Annotated in this window: 18 protein-coding genes; 8 read left to right on the top strand and 10 right to left on the bottom strand. The window is 68.0% G+C overall.

Translation table 11 applies throughout. The features are described from left to right. Positions 1–4: 4 nt before the first annotated feature. From ACN20X_RS07715 to ACN20X_RS07705, 3 genes are read right to left on the bottom strand one after another with little or no spacing between them, the layout of a single operon-like run. The gene (locus ACN20X_RS07715) at positions 5–370 is read right to left on the bottom strand and encodes a response regulator (protein ID WP_016447936.1); all 366 of its coding nucleotides are present in this window, start codon (positions 368–370) and stop codon (positions 5–7) included. Beyond that, entirely contained in the window at positions 370–768 is a 399-nt protein-coding gene (locus tag ACN20X_RS07710; protein WP_016447937.1) for a response regulator, read from the bottom strand. Before ACN20X_RS07710 ends, ACN20X_RS07715 begins: the two co-directional genes overlap by 1 nt. A gap of 47 nt (positions 769–815) precedes the next feature. Further along, positions 816–968 carry a rubredoxin gene (locus ACN20X_RS07705; protein WP_017406135.1) on the bottom strand — a complete coding sequence of 51 codons (153 nt, stop codon included), beginning with the start codon at positions 966–968 and terminating at the stop codon, positions 816–818. Between the two features lie 115 nt (positions 969–1,083). Between ACN20X_RS07705 and thiD the strand changes: the two genes are divergently transcribed. Both thiD and hemL read left to right on the top strand, forming a co-directional pair. Continuing rightward, positions 1,084–2,043: a bifunctional hydroxymethylpyrimidine kinase/phosphomethylpyrimidine kinase gene (thiD, locus tag ACN20X_RS07700; RefSeq protein WP_070080647.1), complete on the top strand. Its 960-nt coding sequence runs from the start codon at positions 1,084–1,086 to the stop codon at positions 2,041–2,043. Positions 2,044–2,117: 74 nt separating this feature from the next. After that, positions 2,118–3,434 (top strand): glutamate-1-semialdehyde 2,1-aminomutase, encoded by a 1,317-nt coding sequence (gene hemL / locus ACN20X_RS07695; protein ID WP_370690594.1) that lies wholly within the window; start codon positions 2,118–2,120, stop codon positions 3,432–3,434. Positions 3,435–3,484: 50 nt separating this feature from the next. Here hemL and ACN20X_RS07690 read toward each other — a convergent pair whose 3' ends face one another. The 6 genes from ACN20X_RS07690 to ACN20X_RS07665 all read right to left on the bottom strand — a co-directional run bounded on the left by ACN20X_RS07690 (position 3,485) and on the right by ACN20X_RS07665 (position 8,237). After that, entirely contained in the window at positions 3,485–4,084 is a 600-nt protein-coding gene (locus ACN20X_RS07690) for a DNA-3-methyladenine glycosylase I (protein WP_016447940.1), read from the bottom strand. A 2-nt stretch (positions 4,085–4,086) separates the two neighbouring features. After that, positions 4,087–4,563, bottom strand: a complete 477-nt coding sequence (locus ACN20X_RS07685) for a c-type cytochrome (protein WP_392412455.1) — start codon at positions 4,561–4,563, stop codon at positions 4,087–4,089. Beyond that, positions 4,563–6,161: a bifunctional phosphoribosylaminoimidazolecarboxamide formyltransferase/IMP cyclohydrolase gene (gene purH / locus ACN20X_RS07680; RefSeq protein WP_016447942.1), complete on the bottom strand. Its 1,599-nt coding sequence runs from the start codon at positions 6,159–6,161 to the stop codon at positions 4,563–4,565. The genes ACN20X_RS07685 and purH overlap by 1 nt, the downstream gene beginning before the upstream one ends. Before the next feature lie 44 nt (positions 6,162–6,205). Then, a complete protein-coding gene (locus ACN20X_RS07675) occupies positions 6,206–6,439 on the bottom strand; it encodes a Fis family transcriptional regulator (protein WP_016447943.1) in 234 nt (77 codons plus the stop codon). Beyond that, entirely contained in the window at positions 6,436–7,506 is a 1,071-nt protein-coding gene (dusB, locus tag ACN20X_RS07670; RefSeq protein WP_473210425.1) for a tRNA dihydrouridine synthase DusB, read from the bottom strand. The genes ACN20X_RS07675 and dusB overlap by 4 nt, the downstream gene beginning before the upstream one ends. Positions 7,507–7,649: 143 nt before the next feature. Further along, positions 7,650–8,237 carry a hypothetical protein gene (locus ACN20X_RS07665; protein WP_473210424.1) on the bottom strand — a complete coding sequence of 196 codons (588 nt, stop codon included), beginning with the start codon at positions 8,235–8,237 and terminating at the stop codon, positions 7,650–7,652. Positions 8,238–8,343: 106 nt separating this feature from the next. On the opposite strand from ACN20X_RS07665, the gene ACN20X_RS07660 reads away from it, so the two are divergent. Further along, on the top strand, positions 8,344–8,865 hold the full coding sequence (locus ACN20X_RS07660; protein WP_016447946.1) for a YqaA family protein: 522 nt from the start codon (positions 8,344–8,346) through the stop codon (positions 8,863–8,865). Between the two features lie 39 nt (positions 8,866–8,904). Here the strand turns inward: ACN20X_RS07660 and ACN20X_RS07655 are convergent, their stop codons facing one another. Continuing rightward, positions 8,905–9,828, bottom strand: a complete 924-nt coding sequence (locus ACN20X_RS07655) for a LysR family transcriptional regulator (RefSeq protein WP_016447947.1) — start codon at positions 9,826–9,828, stop codon at positions 8,905–8,907. 102 nt (positions 9,829–9,930) lie between these two features. On the opposite strand from ACN20X_RS07655, the gene ACN20X_RS07650 reads away from it, so the two are divergent. The 5 genes from ACN20X_RS07650 to ACN20X_RS07630 all read left to right on the top strand — a co-directional run bounded on the left by ACN20X_RS07650 (position 9,931) and on the right by ACN20X_RS07630 (position 15,456). Continuing rightward, on the top strand, positions 9,931–10,635 hold the full coding sequence (locus ACN20X_RS07650) for a pirin family protein (protein WP_154835588.1): 705 nt from the start codon (positions 9,931–9,933) through the stop codon (positions 10,633–10,635). Positions 10,636–10,743: 108 nt separating this feature from the next. Continuing rightward, positions 10,744–11,442 (top strand): hydrolase, encoded by a 699-nt coding sequence (locus ACN20X_RS07645; protein WP_016447949.1) that lies wholly within the window; start codon positions 10,744–10,746, stop codon positions 11,440–11,442. A 39-nt stretch (positions 11,443–11,481) separates the two neighbouring features. Next, on the top strand, positions 11,482–11,748 hold the full coding sequence (locus ACN20X_RS07640; protein ID WP_016447950.1) for a XapX domain-containing protein: 267 nt from the start codon (positions 11,482–11,484) through the stop codon (positions 11,746–11,748). A 124-nt stretch (positions 11,749–11,872) separates the two neighbouring features. Continuing rightward, positions 11,873–13,771, top strand: a complete 1,899-nt coding sequence (locus tag ACN20X_RS07635; protein ID WP_473210423.1) for an amidohydrolase — start codon at positions 11,873–11,875, stop codon at positions 13,769–13,771. Positions 13,772–13,782: 11 nt separating this feature from the next. Continuing rightward, complete coding sequence (locus ACN20X_RS07630; RefSeq protein ID WP_279493306.1) at positions 13,783–15,456, top strand: MFS transporter; 1,674 nt, start codon at positions 13,783–13,785, stop codon at positions 15,454–15,456. The last annotated feature ends 9 nt before the right edge of the window (positions 15,457–15,465 follow it).

The raw sequence follows: 15,465 nt of genomic DNA, 5'->3' as shown, positions 1-15,465 counted from the left end.
CAGATCAGTTCAGCGCCGCGATCTTGGCCTGCAGCTCGTCTGCATCCACAGGCTTGGTGATGTAGTCCCGCGCACCCTGGCGCATGCCCCAGACCCGGTCGGTCTCCTGGTTCTTGCTGGTGCACATGATGATGGGCAGGTCGGCGTACAGCGGGTCGCGCGTGATGGCACGCGTCAGTTGAAAGCCGTTCTGGCCGGGCATGACCACGTCCATCAGGATCAGGTCGGGACGGTCTTCGGCCAGGCTGCGCATGGCCTCTTCGCCATTCTCGGCCGTGCGTACCTGCAGGCCCTGCTTTTGCAGCATGTCGGACAGAAACATCAGTTCGGTCTTGGAGTCGTCCACGACCAGGACTTTGCGGATGGGCATCAAAGTGCTCCTATGGTTTGCTTGCCGAACTGCTCCACGGCCTGCAGCAGCTGGTCTTTGGTGAAGGGTTTCGTGAGGTAGTCCTGGCAGCCCACCATGCGCCCGCGCGCCTTGTCGAATACGCCGTCCTTGGACGAGAGCATGACCACAGGCGTGTCAGCAAAGCGCGCGTTGCGCTTGATGATGGCGCAGGTCTGGTAGCCGTCCAGCTTGGGCATGAGGATGTCGCAGAAGATCAGCTGGGGCTGGTAGTCGTTGACCTTGGACAGTGCGTCGAAGCCGTCGTCGGCCAGGAGCACTTCGTGCCCGCCCTGCTTGAGGAAGATTTCTGCGCTGCGGCGGATGGTATTGCTGTCATCCACCACGAGTACGCGCAAGGGTGCGCCCGATGTCGTCACTGAGAAACCTCCCGGAAATGTATGAGTCGGCGCGGGTGGTCCCGCGCTCAGATTTCGACCATCTCAAAGTCTTCTTTACGTGCTCCGCACTCGGGACAGGTCCAGTTCATGGGCACGTCTTCCCAACGCGTCTGGGGTGCGATGCCATGCTCGGGGCAGCCTTGCGCCTCGTCATAGATCCACCCGCAGATCAAGCACATCCAAGTTTTGGGGTCGGTCACAGCTTAAAGGGCCTTCACATAGAATGCAACGATTGTATCTAGTCACAACCACCCGCCACGGCCTTCGCTGGCGGGGCGCACACTGGGCTGAGCCATGGCATTGAACCCCTCCAACTCCCCCAGTCCCGACACCGAGCCGATGGACGAAACCGCGCCCGTCTGCGTGCTGGTCTTCAACGCCAGCGACCCCAGCGGGGCGGGCGGCCTGTCGGCCGATATCGCCACCATCGCCTCGGTCGGCGGCCATCCGCTGCCCGTGGTCACGGGTGCCTACGCACGCGATTCGGCCAAGATCTTCGAGCATTTTCCCTTTGACGACGAGGCCGTGGCCGAGCAGGCGCGCGCCGTGCTGGAGGACATTCCCGTGTCCGCCATCAAGGTCGGTTTCGTGGGCAGCCCGGGCAACCTGGCAGCGATTGCCGAGATCGCCTCCGACTACCCCGACATCCCCATCGTCTGTTACATGCCCGACCTGTCGTGGTGGGAGGAAGACCCGCTCGACCAGTACATGGACGCCCTCAAGGAACTTGTTCTTCCGCAAACGTCTGTGTTGGTTGGAAGCCACAGTACGCTGTCGCGCTGGCTGCTGCCCGACTGGACCAACAGCCGCAGCCCCACGGCGCGCGACATCGCCATGGCGGCCGAGGCCCTGGAAGTGCCCTACGTGCTGGTCACCGGCATTCCCCTGCCCGACCAGTTCGTGGACAACGTGCTGGCCACGGCGCAGTCGGTGCTGGGCAACAGCAAGTACGAGATGTTCGACGCCACCTTCACCGGCTCGGGCGACACCCTGTCGGCCGCGCTGACGGCCCTGGTGGCCAGCGGCAACGACCTGGGGCTGGCCACGCAGGAGGCGCTGGAGTACCTGGACCGCAGCCTGGACAGCGGCTTTCGCCCCGGCATGGGCCACTACATCCCGGACCGCATGTTCTGGGCCCAGCCCGAGCCCGAGGATGAAGATGCTGAGGCCGCCGCCGAGCCCCTCGCCGAACTGGACCCCGACGCCCAGGCCATCGAAGGCTTCGTGATGCCCCCTCATGACACCAAGCATTGAGGCAGGCCGCCGCCTGAGCGGCTGCGCGGCCGGCACAGGCCCTTGGCTTGGCACCTCTGGCTTGTACCCCGCACATGGCAGACTCCTGCACTATGACCACTGACCTGAATATTCCCCTGTTCGAACGCGCCAAGGCCGTGATCCCCGGCGGCGTGAATTCGCCCGTGCGCGCCTTCAACGCCGTGGGCGGCACGCCGCGCTTCGTGCGCCGTGCGCAGGGCGCGCATTTCTGGGACGAGAACGCCCAGCAGTTCACCGACTACATCGGCTCCTGGGGTCCGATGATCCTGGGCCACGGCCACCCCGAGGTGATGGCCGCCGTGCAGGCCGCCGCGCTGGAAGGCTTCTCCTTCGGCGCCCCCACGGAGCGCGAGGTCGTGCTGGCCGAGAAGATCCTCTCGCTCATGCCCTCCATGGACATGGTGCGCATGGTCAGCTCGGGCACCGAGGCCGGCATGAGCGCGCTGCGCCTGGCGCGCGGCTTCACGGGCCGCAACAAGATCATCAAGTTCAACGGCTGCTACCACGGCCATGCCGACGCCCTGCTGGTCAAGGCCGGCTCGGGCCTGGCGACGTTCGGCGCCTCCTCCTCGGCCGGCGTGCCGCAGGACGTGGTCAAGGACACCGTGGTGCTGGAATACAACGACGTGGGCCAGCTCGAGGAGGCCTTCGCCCAGTTCGGCGACCAGATCGCCTGCGTGATCATGGAGCCCATTGCAGGCAACATGAACTTCGTGCGCGCCAGCGTGCCCTTCACGCGCCGCATCCGCGAACTCACGCGCGAGCATGGCGCGCTGATGGTCTACGACGAGGTGATGACCGGATTTCGCGTGGCCCTGGGCAGCGCCCAGAGCCTGTACGCCCAGCAGATCGAAGGCTTTGCGCCCGACATCACCGTGCTGGGCAAGGTCATCGGCGGCGGCATGCCCATGGCGGCCTTCGGCGCGCGCCGCGAGATCATGGAAAAGCTCTCGCCCCTGGGCCCGGTCTACCAGGCAGGCACCCTGTCGGGCAACCCCATTGCCACGGCCTGCGGCCTCAAGACGCTGGAGCTGATCAGCGAGCCGGGCTTCCACGACGCCCTGCACGCGAAGACCGGCCGCCTGATGGCCGGCTTCAAGGCCGAGGCCGACGCCGCCGGCGTGCCCTTCAGCGTGGACCACCAGGGCGGCCTGTTCGGCTTCTACCTGCTGCCCGAGCTGCCCAGCACCTGGACCGAGGTCATGAAGACCGATGGCGCACGCTTCAACCGCTTCTTCCACGGCATGCTGGAGCGCGGCCACTACTTCGCACCCGCCCTGTACGAGGCCGGCTTCGTGAGCGCCGCGCACACGGACGAGGACATCGACAAGACCATCGAAGCCGCGCGCGAAGTGTTCAAGACGCTCTGACGCTGGCCCGTACCTGCCGATCGAGCCCGCCCTTGCGGGCTCTTTTCACGTCAGGGCCGAAGAAAAGCCTGGCGCGCCTGTTCGACCTCATCGCGCACGGCACAGCCCTGCGCATGGTCGTTGACCAGGCCCATGGCCTGCATGAACGAGTAGACAGTCGTAGGCCCCACGAACTTCCAACCGAGCTTCTTCAGCTCCTTGGACAGCGCCCGGGACTCGGCCGTCTCGGACACGGGCCCGCCACCGGTCACGGGCTCCGGCGCATGGCGCCAGAAGAAGGCCGACAGCGAGCCTTGCGCCTCCACCATCTCCAGCGCCCGCTGCGCGTTGTTGATCACGGCCTCGATCTTGCCGCGATGCCGCACGATGCCCGCATCGCCCAGCAGCCGCAGCACGTCGTCTTCGGTGAAGCGCGCGACCTGGTGGAAGTCGAAGCCCGCAAAGGCCGCGCGGAAGTTCTCGCGCTTGTTGAGGATGGTCAGCCAGCTCAGGCCGGACTGGAAGCCTTCGAGGCTGAGCTTCTCGAACAGGCGCCGGTCGTCGGTGACGGGAAAGCCCCATTCACGGTCGTGGTAGGCCAGGTAGCTGTCCGTGGCCGCGCACCAGTGGCAGCGCGGCCGGCCGTCGGGGGCGGTGAACAGGCGGGACATGGTCAGGATTTCCCGGGTTCGGGAGAAGGGAGGGACAGCAGCCAGGCCGCCATCTGCAGGGATTGCGCCGTATCGATGTGCGGGTGGCGCGGCATGATGGCGCGGCCCCATTCGCCGGCCCCGCCCTCGCGGATCTTGCGCGCCAGGTATTCGGCGGCATCTTCGCGGCCACGGTAGCGGCCGGCGATCTGCTGGAAGGACGGGCCCACGTAGTGGCGCACCAGGCCGTGACAGCGCAGGCAGTCATTGCCTTCCACCAGGGCCTTGCCGGCGGCCAGCTGCGCGTCGGCTGTCACGGCAGCTGCGGCCGCCGCCGTGGTGGCCCCGACAGCCGGCCCGCGCATGATGCGCCAGCCGATGTTGAAGACACCCAGCGCCACCAGCAGCATGAAGACCACGAGCGCCCAGCCCAGCCAGCGGGGCCGCTGGGGGGCGTCGTCGCCCTCGTCGTCTGCGCCAGGAGGCAGTTGGCCGGCCATCAGTGGCGGAAGTGGCGCACGCCGGTGAAGACCATGGCCACGCCGCGCTCGTTGGCGGCGTCAATGACTTCCTGGTCGCGCATGGAGCCGCCGGGCTGGGCCACGCAGGTGGCGCCTGCGTCAACGACCACGTCCAGGCCGTCGCGGAAGGGGAAGAAGGCATCGCTGGCCACGACCGTGCCCTGCAGGCTCAGCTTGGCGGCCTCGGCCTTGATGGAGGCGATGCGCGCCGAGTCCAGGCGGCTCATCTGGCCTGCGCCCACGCCCATGGTCATGCCGTTCTTGCAGAACACGATGGCATTGCTCTTGACGTACTTGGCGACCTTCCAGGCGAACAGCAGGTCCTGCAGTTCTTCGGGCGTAGGCTGCTTGACGGTGACGACCTTGAGGTCGGCCAGGGCCAGCTCATGGTTGTCGGCGGTCTGCAGCAGCAGGCCCGAGCCGACGCGCTTGGCGTCCACGGCGTTGCGGCCCTGGTCCCAGGCGCGCTCGCCGCCGGCCGGCAGGGCGATCTTCATGAGGCGCACATTGACCTTGGGCTTGAAGATTTCCAGCGCCTCGGCCGTGAAGTCGGGGGCCATCAGCACCTCGACGAATTGCTTGACCACGGCCTCGGCCGCCGCCTTGTCCACCGTGCGGTTGAAGGCGATGATGCCGCCGAAGGCGCTGGTGGGGTCGGTCTGGAAGGCCTTGGCATAGGCTTCGTGCGCGTCCTTGCCCACGGCCACGCCGCAGGGGTTGGCGTGCTTGACGATCACGCAGGCGGGCTGCTCGAAGCTCTTGACGCATTCCCAGGCGGCATCGGCGTCGGCGATGTTGTTGTACGACAGCTCCTTGCCCTGCAGCTGCTCGCCCGTGACCAGGGAGCCGGGGGCCGGATACAGGTCGCGGTACAGAGCGGCCTGCTGGTGGCTGTTTTCGCCGTAGCGCAGGTCCTGCACCTTGGTGAAGTGGCCGTTGCTCTGGCCCGGGAAGGCGCTGCGCTCTGGCACGTAGGCTTCGGAGAGCTTGTCGTCCTCGAACTTCACGCTGGACAGGTAGTCGCTGATGGCGCCGTCGTACTGGGCAATGCGGTTGAAGGCGGCCACGGACAGCGCAAAGCGCAGCTTGTCGGACAGCTTTCCATTGGCCTTGAGTTCGGCCAGCACGGCCTCGTACTGGCCGGCATCGGTGATCACGCCCACGTCGGCCCAGTTCTTGGCGGCAGAGCGCACCATGGCCGGGCCGCCGATGTCGATGTTCTCGATGGCGTCGGCCAGCGTGCAGCCGGCCTTGGCCACGGTGGCCTCGAAGGGGTAGAGGTTCACCACCAGCAGGTCGATGGTGTCGATGCCGTGCTCCTTGAGGGCCGCCATGTGGGCGGGCAGCTCGCGGCGCGCCAGCAGGCCGCCGTGGACCTTGGGGTGCAGGGTCTTGACGCGGCCGTCCAGCATCTCGGGGAACTGGGTGACTTCGGCGACCTCGGTCACGGGCAGGCCGGCCTCGGCCAGCAGCTTGGCGGTGCCGCCGGTGGACAGCAGCTTGATGCCCAGGGCGTGCAGGCCTTGGGCGAATTCGACAATACCGGTCTTGTCAGAGACGGAGAGCAGTGCGTTCATGGGCGTCGGTGCAGGGAGTTTGAAAAAAGGGGAATTCGTGCCGCTCAGAGCATGTCGTGCTCAAGCAGCTTCTTGCGCAGCGTGTTGCGGTTCAGGCCCAGCCAGTCGGCGGCGCGGGACTGGTTGTTGTCGGCCTGGCTCATCACCACTTCCAGCAGCGGCTTTTCGACCAGGTGGATCAGCATGTCGTACATGCCATTGGGCTTTTCGCCGTCGAGATCGCGGAAGTACCCCTCCAGGCTTTCACGCACGCATTGTTCGATGTTCTGGTTGCTCATACTGTCATTCCTGCGGGCTCTGCGAATTCGGCGCTTGTGGCGCCGGCATCGATGGCGGCTGGTATCCGGTCCATCTGCGCGCCCAGGGCGTCCAGATAGTCGGCCACGGACTGCCATTGCACCGCGCAGTCCTCGATGGTGTTGATGTGTTGTCTGAATGCCTCGCCGCCCGGCAGGCTGCGCAGGTACCAGGCGATGTGCTTGCGCGCACTGCGCACGCCGGTGCCTTCGCCGTACAGGCTGTAGTGGTCCTGCAGATGCTCCAGCAGCAGCCGGCGCAGCTCGGCCACCAGGGGCGGGGCCATGTGCTCGCCCGTGGCCAGGAAGTGCGCGATCTCGCGGAAGATCCATGGCCGGCCCTGGGCGGCGCGGCCGATCATCACGGCATCGGCGCCCGTGTAGGCGAGCACGTCGCGCGCCTTCTCGGGGCCGGTGATGTCGCCATTGGCCACCACGGGCACGCGCACCGCCGCCTTGACGGCAGCGATGGTGTCGTACTCGGCAAAGCCCTTGTAACCCTGCTCGCGCGTGCGGCCGTGCACGGTGAGCATCTGTATGCCCACCTCCTCGAAGCGGCGGGCCAGCACCACGGCGTTCCTGTGCGCGTCGCACCAGCCGGTGCGCATCTTCAGCGTGACGGGCACGCCGTGCGGGGCGCAGGCCTCTACCACAGCCTGGGCAATCTCCACGGCCAGGGCCTCGTTCTGCATCAGGGCCGAGCCGGCCCATTTGTTGCAGACCTTCTTGGCCGGGCAGCCCATGTTGATGTCGATGATCTGGGCGCCACGGTCCAGGTTGTAGCGCGCGGCCTCGGCCATCATCTCGGCGTCCGTGCCCGCGATCTGCACCGCGATGGGGCCGGGCTCGCCTTCATGGTTGGCGCGGCGCGAGGTCTTGAGGCTGTTCCACAGGTCCTTGCGCGAAGTCACCATCTCGCTGACCGCATAGCCCGCGCCCAGAGCCTTGCACAGCTGGCGGAACGGCCGATCCGTCACCCCCGCCATGGGGGCGACGAACAGGCGGTTGGCCAGGGCATGGGGGCCTATGGACAGGGGAAGGGAGGACATCGGGAAAGCCGGAGAAAACGCGCGCGCCGATCACAAAACGGGCGGCAACAAAGGACCAAGATTGTACCTGCCCAAATTTTCAGCAGGGCTAAAACCGGGCCGTCAAGGCGGCCAAGCGGCGAAAACAAGACAGCGCAGCGGTTTCATGGTGTGGGAACGAAGGTGCGCACCTGGCCCGGAACGGCCTGCAGCCCGTAGGCGCCGAGCCGGCCCTGCCACCAGCGGCGGTTGAATTGCACGTCGGGAGAGACCTGGTCGTCGGGCATGGGGCGCAGGCCGACCTTCTGCAGCCCGGCTTTCTGCAGCCCAGCCTCAAGCCCCAGGTCCAGCGCCTCGCCGTCGGCCAGCGGGCCGCGCACCACGGCCATGGCCTTGCGCCCGTCGGTCACCCAGGCGTCCAGCACCAGGGCCGGGCGGGTCTCGGGAGCGGCCAGGCTCACGCAGCCTTGCAGACGCGGCTCCAGGCCCAGAGGCTCCAGCTCGCGCTGCAGCTGCTCCAGCCTGTCGGCCACGGCCGGGTCCGGCAGGGTGCAGCCCTTGGCCTGCAGCGCCTTGCCCCAGGCCGAGGTCGGTGCGGCCTCCTGGGTCGGCGGCGCCTGGGCAGCGGCCTGTGCCACCACGGTGGTGTCCTTGCCTGGCGATGGCTGCAACGCGGCGCAGCCGGCCAGGCCGGCTGCTGCCATTCCCAATGCCGCCCATCCCGCCCATCCTGCAATCCGCCCTGTCTGCATGACGCCCCCTGTGCTTGTGGTTCCGGACCAGACCCCACGATAGCTTCAGGCCGACAAGGCGTCAGCCAGCGCAGACCTACACTTGGCAGCACCTATGGAAGTCTGGATGCATCAATTGCTGGGCTGGCTGGCGCTGCCGCAGTTCGGCCTCAGCACCGTGTTCATCGTGGCCCTGATCTCGGCCACGCTGCTGCCGCTGGGCTCGGAGCCTGCGGTGGTCGGCCTGCTCCAGCTCAATCCCGACCTGTTCTGGCAGACGGTTTTCGTGGCCACGGCCGGCAATACGCTGGGCGGGGCCATCAGCTGGTGGATGGGCCTGGGCGCGCACAAGGCCTGGCGCGCGGCACGCGAGCGGCGGCTGGCCGGACTGCCGCCTGAACGGGCCAAGCCGCCGCGCAATCTGTCACGCCACGAGCGCCGCGCCCGCGTCTGGCTGCGCCGCCTGGGCGCCAAGGCCTGCCTGCTGAGCTGGCTGCCCGTGGTGGGCGATCCGCTGTGCGCCGTGGCCGGCTGGCTGCGCCTGCCGTTCTGGCCCTGCGTGTTCTACATGGCCATCGGCAAGTTCCTGCGCTATGTGGTGATGACGGTGGTGCTGCTGCAGCTGCTGCCGGCCTCCTGGGCCAGCTGAGGCCGAAGCCCCCCAACCGAAGCCCTCCCCTTTTGCGATCTACGCCTGCGGCTCGCGCGCCCAGGGCGCCAGCGCGAAATGCGCGGCCAGGAAATCGATGAGCGCCTGCACGCGCGCCGGCCGGGCGCGCCCCGGCGGCGTGACGATGTGCAGGGCGATGGAGGGCACCTGCCAGTCGTCCATGCAGGTCTGCAGCGCACCCGATTGCAAATCTTCCCAGGCCAGGAATTCGGGCTGCAGGGCCAGGCCCAGCCCGGCGCGCAGGGCCGGCGCCAGGCCCTCGGCATTGTTCACGCGCATGGCCGTGGGCACGACCTGGGCGAACTCGCCGCGGCGCGCATGCACGAAGCGCCAGGCCTCGCCCAGGCGGCTGTGCACATAGCGCAGCGCCCGGTGCTGCGCCAGCTCGCGCGGATGGGTGGGGCGGCCGTGGCGCTCGAAGTATTCGGGTGATCCCACCAGCAGCAGGCGCACCGTGCACAGGCGCCGCGCCAGCAGGCTGGAGTCGGGCAGCGAGGAGATGCGCAGCGCGATGTCGAAGCCCTGGGCCACGACGTCGATCAGCTCGTCGCTGAAGTGCAGGTCCAGCGTGACCTCGGGATGCTCGGCCATGAAGGCGGGCACGGCCGGCGCCAGGTGCGAGATGCCGAACGACATGGGCGCCGCAATGCGGATGGGGCCGCGCAGGCTCTTGGACTGCTCGCTGATCTCGGCCTCCACGGCCTCGCCCTCGGCCAGGATGCGCGCGGCCCGCTCCAGAGAGGCCTGGCCGCCGGCCGTCAGCGACATGCGCCGCGAGGTGCGGTGCAACAGGCTGGTCTTGAGCCGCGTCTCCAGCCGCGTGATGGCCTTGGAGATGGTGGGCTGGGAGACGCCCAGCTCGGCGGCGGCCTTGGCGAAGGAGCCCGTCTCGGCCACCTTGGCGAAGACGGCCCAGGCTTCGAGGTCAGGAAGTCTTGGCATGAAAGTTTTGGAATAGATGTCTTTGCATATTTTCTATTCTCTTCTTGATCAGCAAAACATAAAGTTCATCCATCGCAACACACAACGCAGCAGGAGAACACCATGATCGAACGCCGTCCCTTCCAAGCCCTTGGCGGTGCCAACCACGGCTGGCTCGATGCCAAGCACCACTTTTCCTTCGCCGGCTACCACGATCCGGCCCGCATGGGCTGGGGCGCGCTGCGGGTGTGGAACGACGACACCATCGCCGCCGGCACGGGTTTCCCGCCCCATGCCCACGCCAACATGGAAATCATCACCTATGTCCGTGAAGGCGCCATCACCCACCAGGACAGCCTGGGCAACAAGGGCCGCACCGAAGCGGGTGATGTGCAGGTGATGAGCGCGGGCACCGGCATCCGCCACTCGGAATACAACCAGGAAAAGGACACGACGCGGATCTTCCAGATCTGGATCATGCCCGACGAGCGCGGCCAGCAGCCCCCGTCCTGGGGTGCCAAGCCCTTCCCCAAGGGCGAGCGCTCGGGCAGCTTCGTGGCCCTGGCCAGCGGCCTGCCCGGTGACGAGGACGCCCTGCCCATCCGCACGGCCGCCCGGGTGCTGGGCGCCACGCTCAAGGCCGGCGAGAGCACGGAGTACCGCATCGGCCGCGACCGCCTGGGCTACCTGGTGCCGGCCAGCGGCTCGGTGCAGATCGACGGCGTGACGCTCCAGGAGCGCGACGGCGCCGCCATCAGCGACGTCGAGACCCTGCGCGTCACGGCCCTGACCGACGCCGAGCTGGTGCTCGTCGACACGGCGCGCTGAAGCGCCCTTGCCGCCCCGGCTCCGGCCGGGGCCCACCTGCCCCAACTGTCTTTCCGAATTTCCGCTGTCCCTTCCTTCACCCAACCCACTGCCTCACAGGAGATCACCATGACCGACCGCAAGTACCTCGAAGTCCTGACCCCCGCCAACAGCCAGATCATCTTCATCGACCAGCAGCCCCAGATGGCCTTCGGCGTGCAGTCCATCGACCGCCAGGTGCTCAAGAACAATGTGGTGGGCCTGGCCAAGGCGGCCAAGGCCTTCGACATTCCCGCCACCATCACCACGGTGGAGACGGGCAGCTTCTCCGGCCACACCTATCCCGAACTGCTGGCCGTGTTCCCCGAGCACAGGCTGCTGGAGCGCAGCTCCATGAATTCCTGGGACGACCAGAACGTGCGGGATGCGCTGGCCGCCAACGCCGCCCAGGGCCGCAAGAAGATCGTGGTCTCCGGCCTGTGGACCGAGGTGTGCAACACCACCTTCGCCCTGTCGGCCCTGCATGACACGGACTACGAGATCTACATGGTGGCCGACGCCTCGGGCGGCACGTCGCTGGACGCCCACAACTACGCCATGGACCGCATGGTGCAGGCCGGCGTGGTGCCCGTGACCTGGCAGCAGGTGCTGCTGGAATGGCAGCGCGACTGGGCCCGCCGCGAGACCTATGACGCGGTGATGGACATCGTGCGCGAGCATTCCGGCGCCTACGGCATGGGCGTGGACTATGCCTACACCATGGTGCACAAGGCCGCCGAGCGCGTGCAGCATGGCGAGACCGTGGGCCCGAACCCCGCCAAGGCCTGAGCACCAGCGCCGCCGCCGGCCCGCCAAAGGAGTCTCGCCATGAAGCTCTATGCACTTTCCCTGGGGGCCGGCCTGCTGGTCGGCGTGGTCTACAGCCTGCTGCAGGTGCGCTCGCCCGCACCGCCGCTGGTGGCCCTGGTCGGCCTGCTGGGCATCCTGGCCGGCGAGCAGATCGTGCCCGTGGGCCGGCACCTGCTGCAGGGCATGGACCTGCGCAGCGCCTGCAGCAAGACGCAGGCCACCGAGCATGTGCTGGGCGAGTTGCCCGGTCGCAAGAGCACCGATGCCGATCGGCAGCACGGCTGACCTCTCCCCAAACCTTCAAGAAAACTGCACCATGACCACGCGCAGAAAAGTCCTGGGCTCCGCAGCCACCCTTGCCATGGGTGGACTGCTGGGTTGCACCACCAACGCTCGCCAAGGAGCCTCCATGTCCGATTCCACGCCCGAAGTCGTCTTCCACAACGGCCGCTTCACCACCCTGAACAAGGCCCAGCCCACGGCCACCGCCGTGGCCGTGAAGGACGGCCGGTTCATCGCCGTGGGCACGGACGCCGAGGTGCTGGCCCTGGCCGGCAGCGGCACGCGCCGCATCGATCTGCAGCGCCGCAGCGTGCTGCCCGGCCTGTTCGACAACCACACGCACGTGATCCGTGGCGGCCTGAACTTCAACCTGGAGCTGCGCTGGGACGGCGTGCGCTCGCTGGCCGATGCGCTGGACATGCTCAAGCGCCAGGTGGCCAACACGCCCGCGCCGCAGTGGGTGCGCGTGGTCGGCGGTTTCACCGAACACCAGTTCGTGGAAAAGCGCCTGCCCACCATCGAGGAGATCAACGCCATCGCGCCCGACACGCCGGTCTTCCTGCTGCACCTGTATGACCGCGCCCTGCTCAACGCGGCCGCCCTGCGCGCCGTGGGCTACACCCGCGACACGCCCGAGCCCGCAGGCGGCGAGATCACGCGCGATGCCAACGGCAACCCCACGGGCCTGCTGCTGGCCAAGCCCAACGCCACCATCCTCTATGCCACGCTGGCCAAGGGTCCCAAGCTGCCGCTGGACTACCAGGTCAACTCCACGCGCCACTTCATGCGCGAACTCAACCGCCTGGGCGTGACCGGCGTCATCGATGCGGGCGGGGGCTTTCAGAACTACCCCGACGACTACGAGGTGATCCAGAAGCTCAGCGAGGCCAATCAGATCACCGTGCGCCTGGCCTACAACCTGTTCACGCAAAAGCCCAAGGAGGAGAAGACCGACTTCCTCAACTGGACGCAGAGCGTGAAATACAAGCAGGGCAACGACTATTTCCGCCACAACGGCGCGGGCGAGATGCTGGTGTACTCGGCCGCCGACTTCGAGGACTTCCGCCAGCCGCGCCCCGACATGCCGCCCAGCATGGAGGGCGACCTGGAGGAAGTGGTGCGCGTGCTGGTGCAGAACCAATGGCCGTGGCGCCTGCATGCCACCTATGACGAGACCATCTCGCGCGCGCTCGATGTGTTCGAGAAGGTGCACCGCGACACGCCCATCGACGGCCTGAACTGGTTCTTCGACCATGCCGAGACCATTTCGGACAAGTCCATCGACCGCATTGCGGCCCTGGGCGGCGGCGTGGCCGTGCAGCACCGCATGGCCTACCAGGGCGAATATTTCACCGAGCGCTACGGCGCACGCGCCACCGAGGCCACGCCGCCCGTCAAGAAGATCCTGGAGCGCGGCGTGAAGACCTCGGCCGGCACGGACGCCACGCGCGTGGCGTCCTACAACCCCTGGGTGTCGCTGTCGTGGATGGTGACGGGCAAGACCGTGGGCGGCCTGCAGATGTACCCCCAGCGCAACCTGCTGGACCGCGAGACCGCGTTGCGCATGTGGACCGAGAACGTGGCCTGGTTCTCCAACGAGGAAGGCCTGCGCGGCCGCATCCAGGTGGGCCAGCTGGCCGACATGATCGTGCCCAGCAAGGACTATTTCGCCGTGCCCGAGGACGAGATCTCGTTTCTCACCTCCGACCTCACCGTGGTGGGCGGCCGCGTGGTCTATGGCGCAGGCCCCTTCCAGCAGCATGACGACAACCCGCTGCCGCCGGCCATGCCCGACTGGTCGCCCGTGCGGCGCTTCGGCGGCTACGGCGCCTGGGGCGAGCCCGAGGGCGCGGGCAGGAACTCGCTCAACCCCGCGCGCTACCGCAGCCTGGCGGCGGCCTGCGGCTGCGGCACCAGCTGCGGCATGCACGGCCACCGCCATGCCGACGCCTGGGCATCGAACGTGCCGACCTCCGACCCCCGAAGCTTCTTCGGCGCGCTGGGCTGCTCCTGCTGGATGGCCTGAGGAGCAAGGCCATGTCCATCGATTCCAAGCCGTCTGCCCCAGCTGTTGCCGGCAGTTCCTCCGGCAGCTTCGCGCCGCTGCGACAGCCCGTGTTCGCCGTGCTGTGGGCGGCCACGGTGCTGGGCAATATCGGCAGCTTCATGCGCGATGTGGCCAGCTCCTGGATGGTGACCGAGCTGTCGGCCAGCCCGGCCGCCGTGGCCCTGATCCAGACGGCGGCCACGCTGCCCATCTTCCTGCTGGCGATTCCGGCCGGCGTGCTGTCCGACATCCTGGACCGCCGACGCTTCCTGATCGGCATCCAGATCCTGCTGGCCGCCGTCAGCGCCAGCCTGCTGCTGCTGGCACGCACCAACACGCTGACCGTGGAGTACCTGGTGGCGCTGACCTTCGTGGGCGGCATAGGCGCGGCGCTGATGGGGCCGACCTGGCAGTCCATCGTGCCCGAGCTGGTGCCGCGCAGCGACCTCAAGAACGCGGTGGCGCTGAACTCGCTGGGCATCAACATCGCACGCGCCCTGGGCCCTGCGGCCGGCGGCCTGCTGCTGGCCAGCTTCGGCGCGGCGGCGGCCTATGGCGCGGACGTGGTCAGCTACGTGTTCGTGATCGCCGCGCTGGTCTGGTGGAAGCGCCCCAAGGCCGAGGCATCGGCGCTGAACGAGCAGTTCTTCGGCGCCTTTCGCGCTGGCCTGCGCTATGCCCGCTCCAGCCGCGAGCTGCATGTGGTGCTGCTGCGCGCCGCCGTGTTCTTCCTGTTCGCCAGCTCGGTCTGGGCCCTGCTGCCGCTGGTGGCGCGGCGCATGCTGGGCGGCTCGGCAGGCTTTTACGGCGTGATGCTGGGCGCCGTGGGCGCAGGCGCCATCCTGGGCGCGCTGGTGCTGCCGCGCCTGCGCAAAAGGCTGGATGCCGATGGCCTGGTGCTGCTGTCCTCCGTGCTCAGCGCCGCCGTGATGGCCGCGCTGTCCACGGCGCCGCCGCAATGGGCCGCCGTGCTGCTGATGCTGGTGCTGGGCCTGGGCTGGATCATTGCGCTGACCACGCTCAACGGCGTGGCCCAGGCGGTGCTGCCCAACTGGGTGCGCGGCCGGGGACTGGCCATCTACCTGATGGTGTTCAACGGCGCCATGGCGGGCGGCAGCCTGGCCTGGGGGCTGTTTGCACAGGGCGTGGGCATTCCCACGGCGCTGCTGATCGGCGCGGCGGGCCTGGTGGCCATCTCGCTGGTGTTCCACCGCATCAAGCTGCCCACGGGCGAGGCGGACCTGCAGGCCTCCAACCACTGGCCCGAGCCGCTGCTGGCCGAACCGGTGGCCCATGACCGGGGCCCGGTAATGATCCAGGTGGAGTACCAGGTGCGCCGCCAGGACCTGCCGGCCTTCATCGAGGCCATGCAGCATGTGGCACGCGAACGCCGCCGCGATGGCGCCTATGCCTGGGGCATCGCCGAGCACACGGGCGAGCCGGGCCGGGTGATCGAGTGGTTCCTGGTGGAGTCCTGGGCCGAGCATCTGCGCCAGCACCAGCGCGTGTCCAGGGCCGATGCCGATCTGCAGGCCCAGGCGCTGCGCTTTCATATCGGCCCCGAGCGGCCCGTGGTCCACCACTTCCTGGCGCTGGATGCCGCCAGTGCTGCCAGTGCCGCCAGCGGGCCTGCGCAGGCACCGGCGCACGGCCACGCCCACTGAAGCGTTGCG

This window comes from Delftia sp. PX-1 (assembly GCF_055797465.1).
This window is presented reverse-complemented; position numbering and strand designations above follow the sequence as displayed.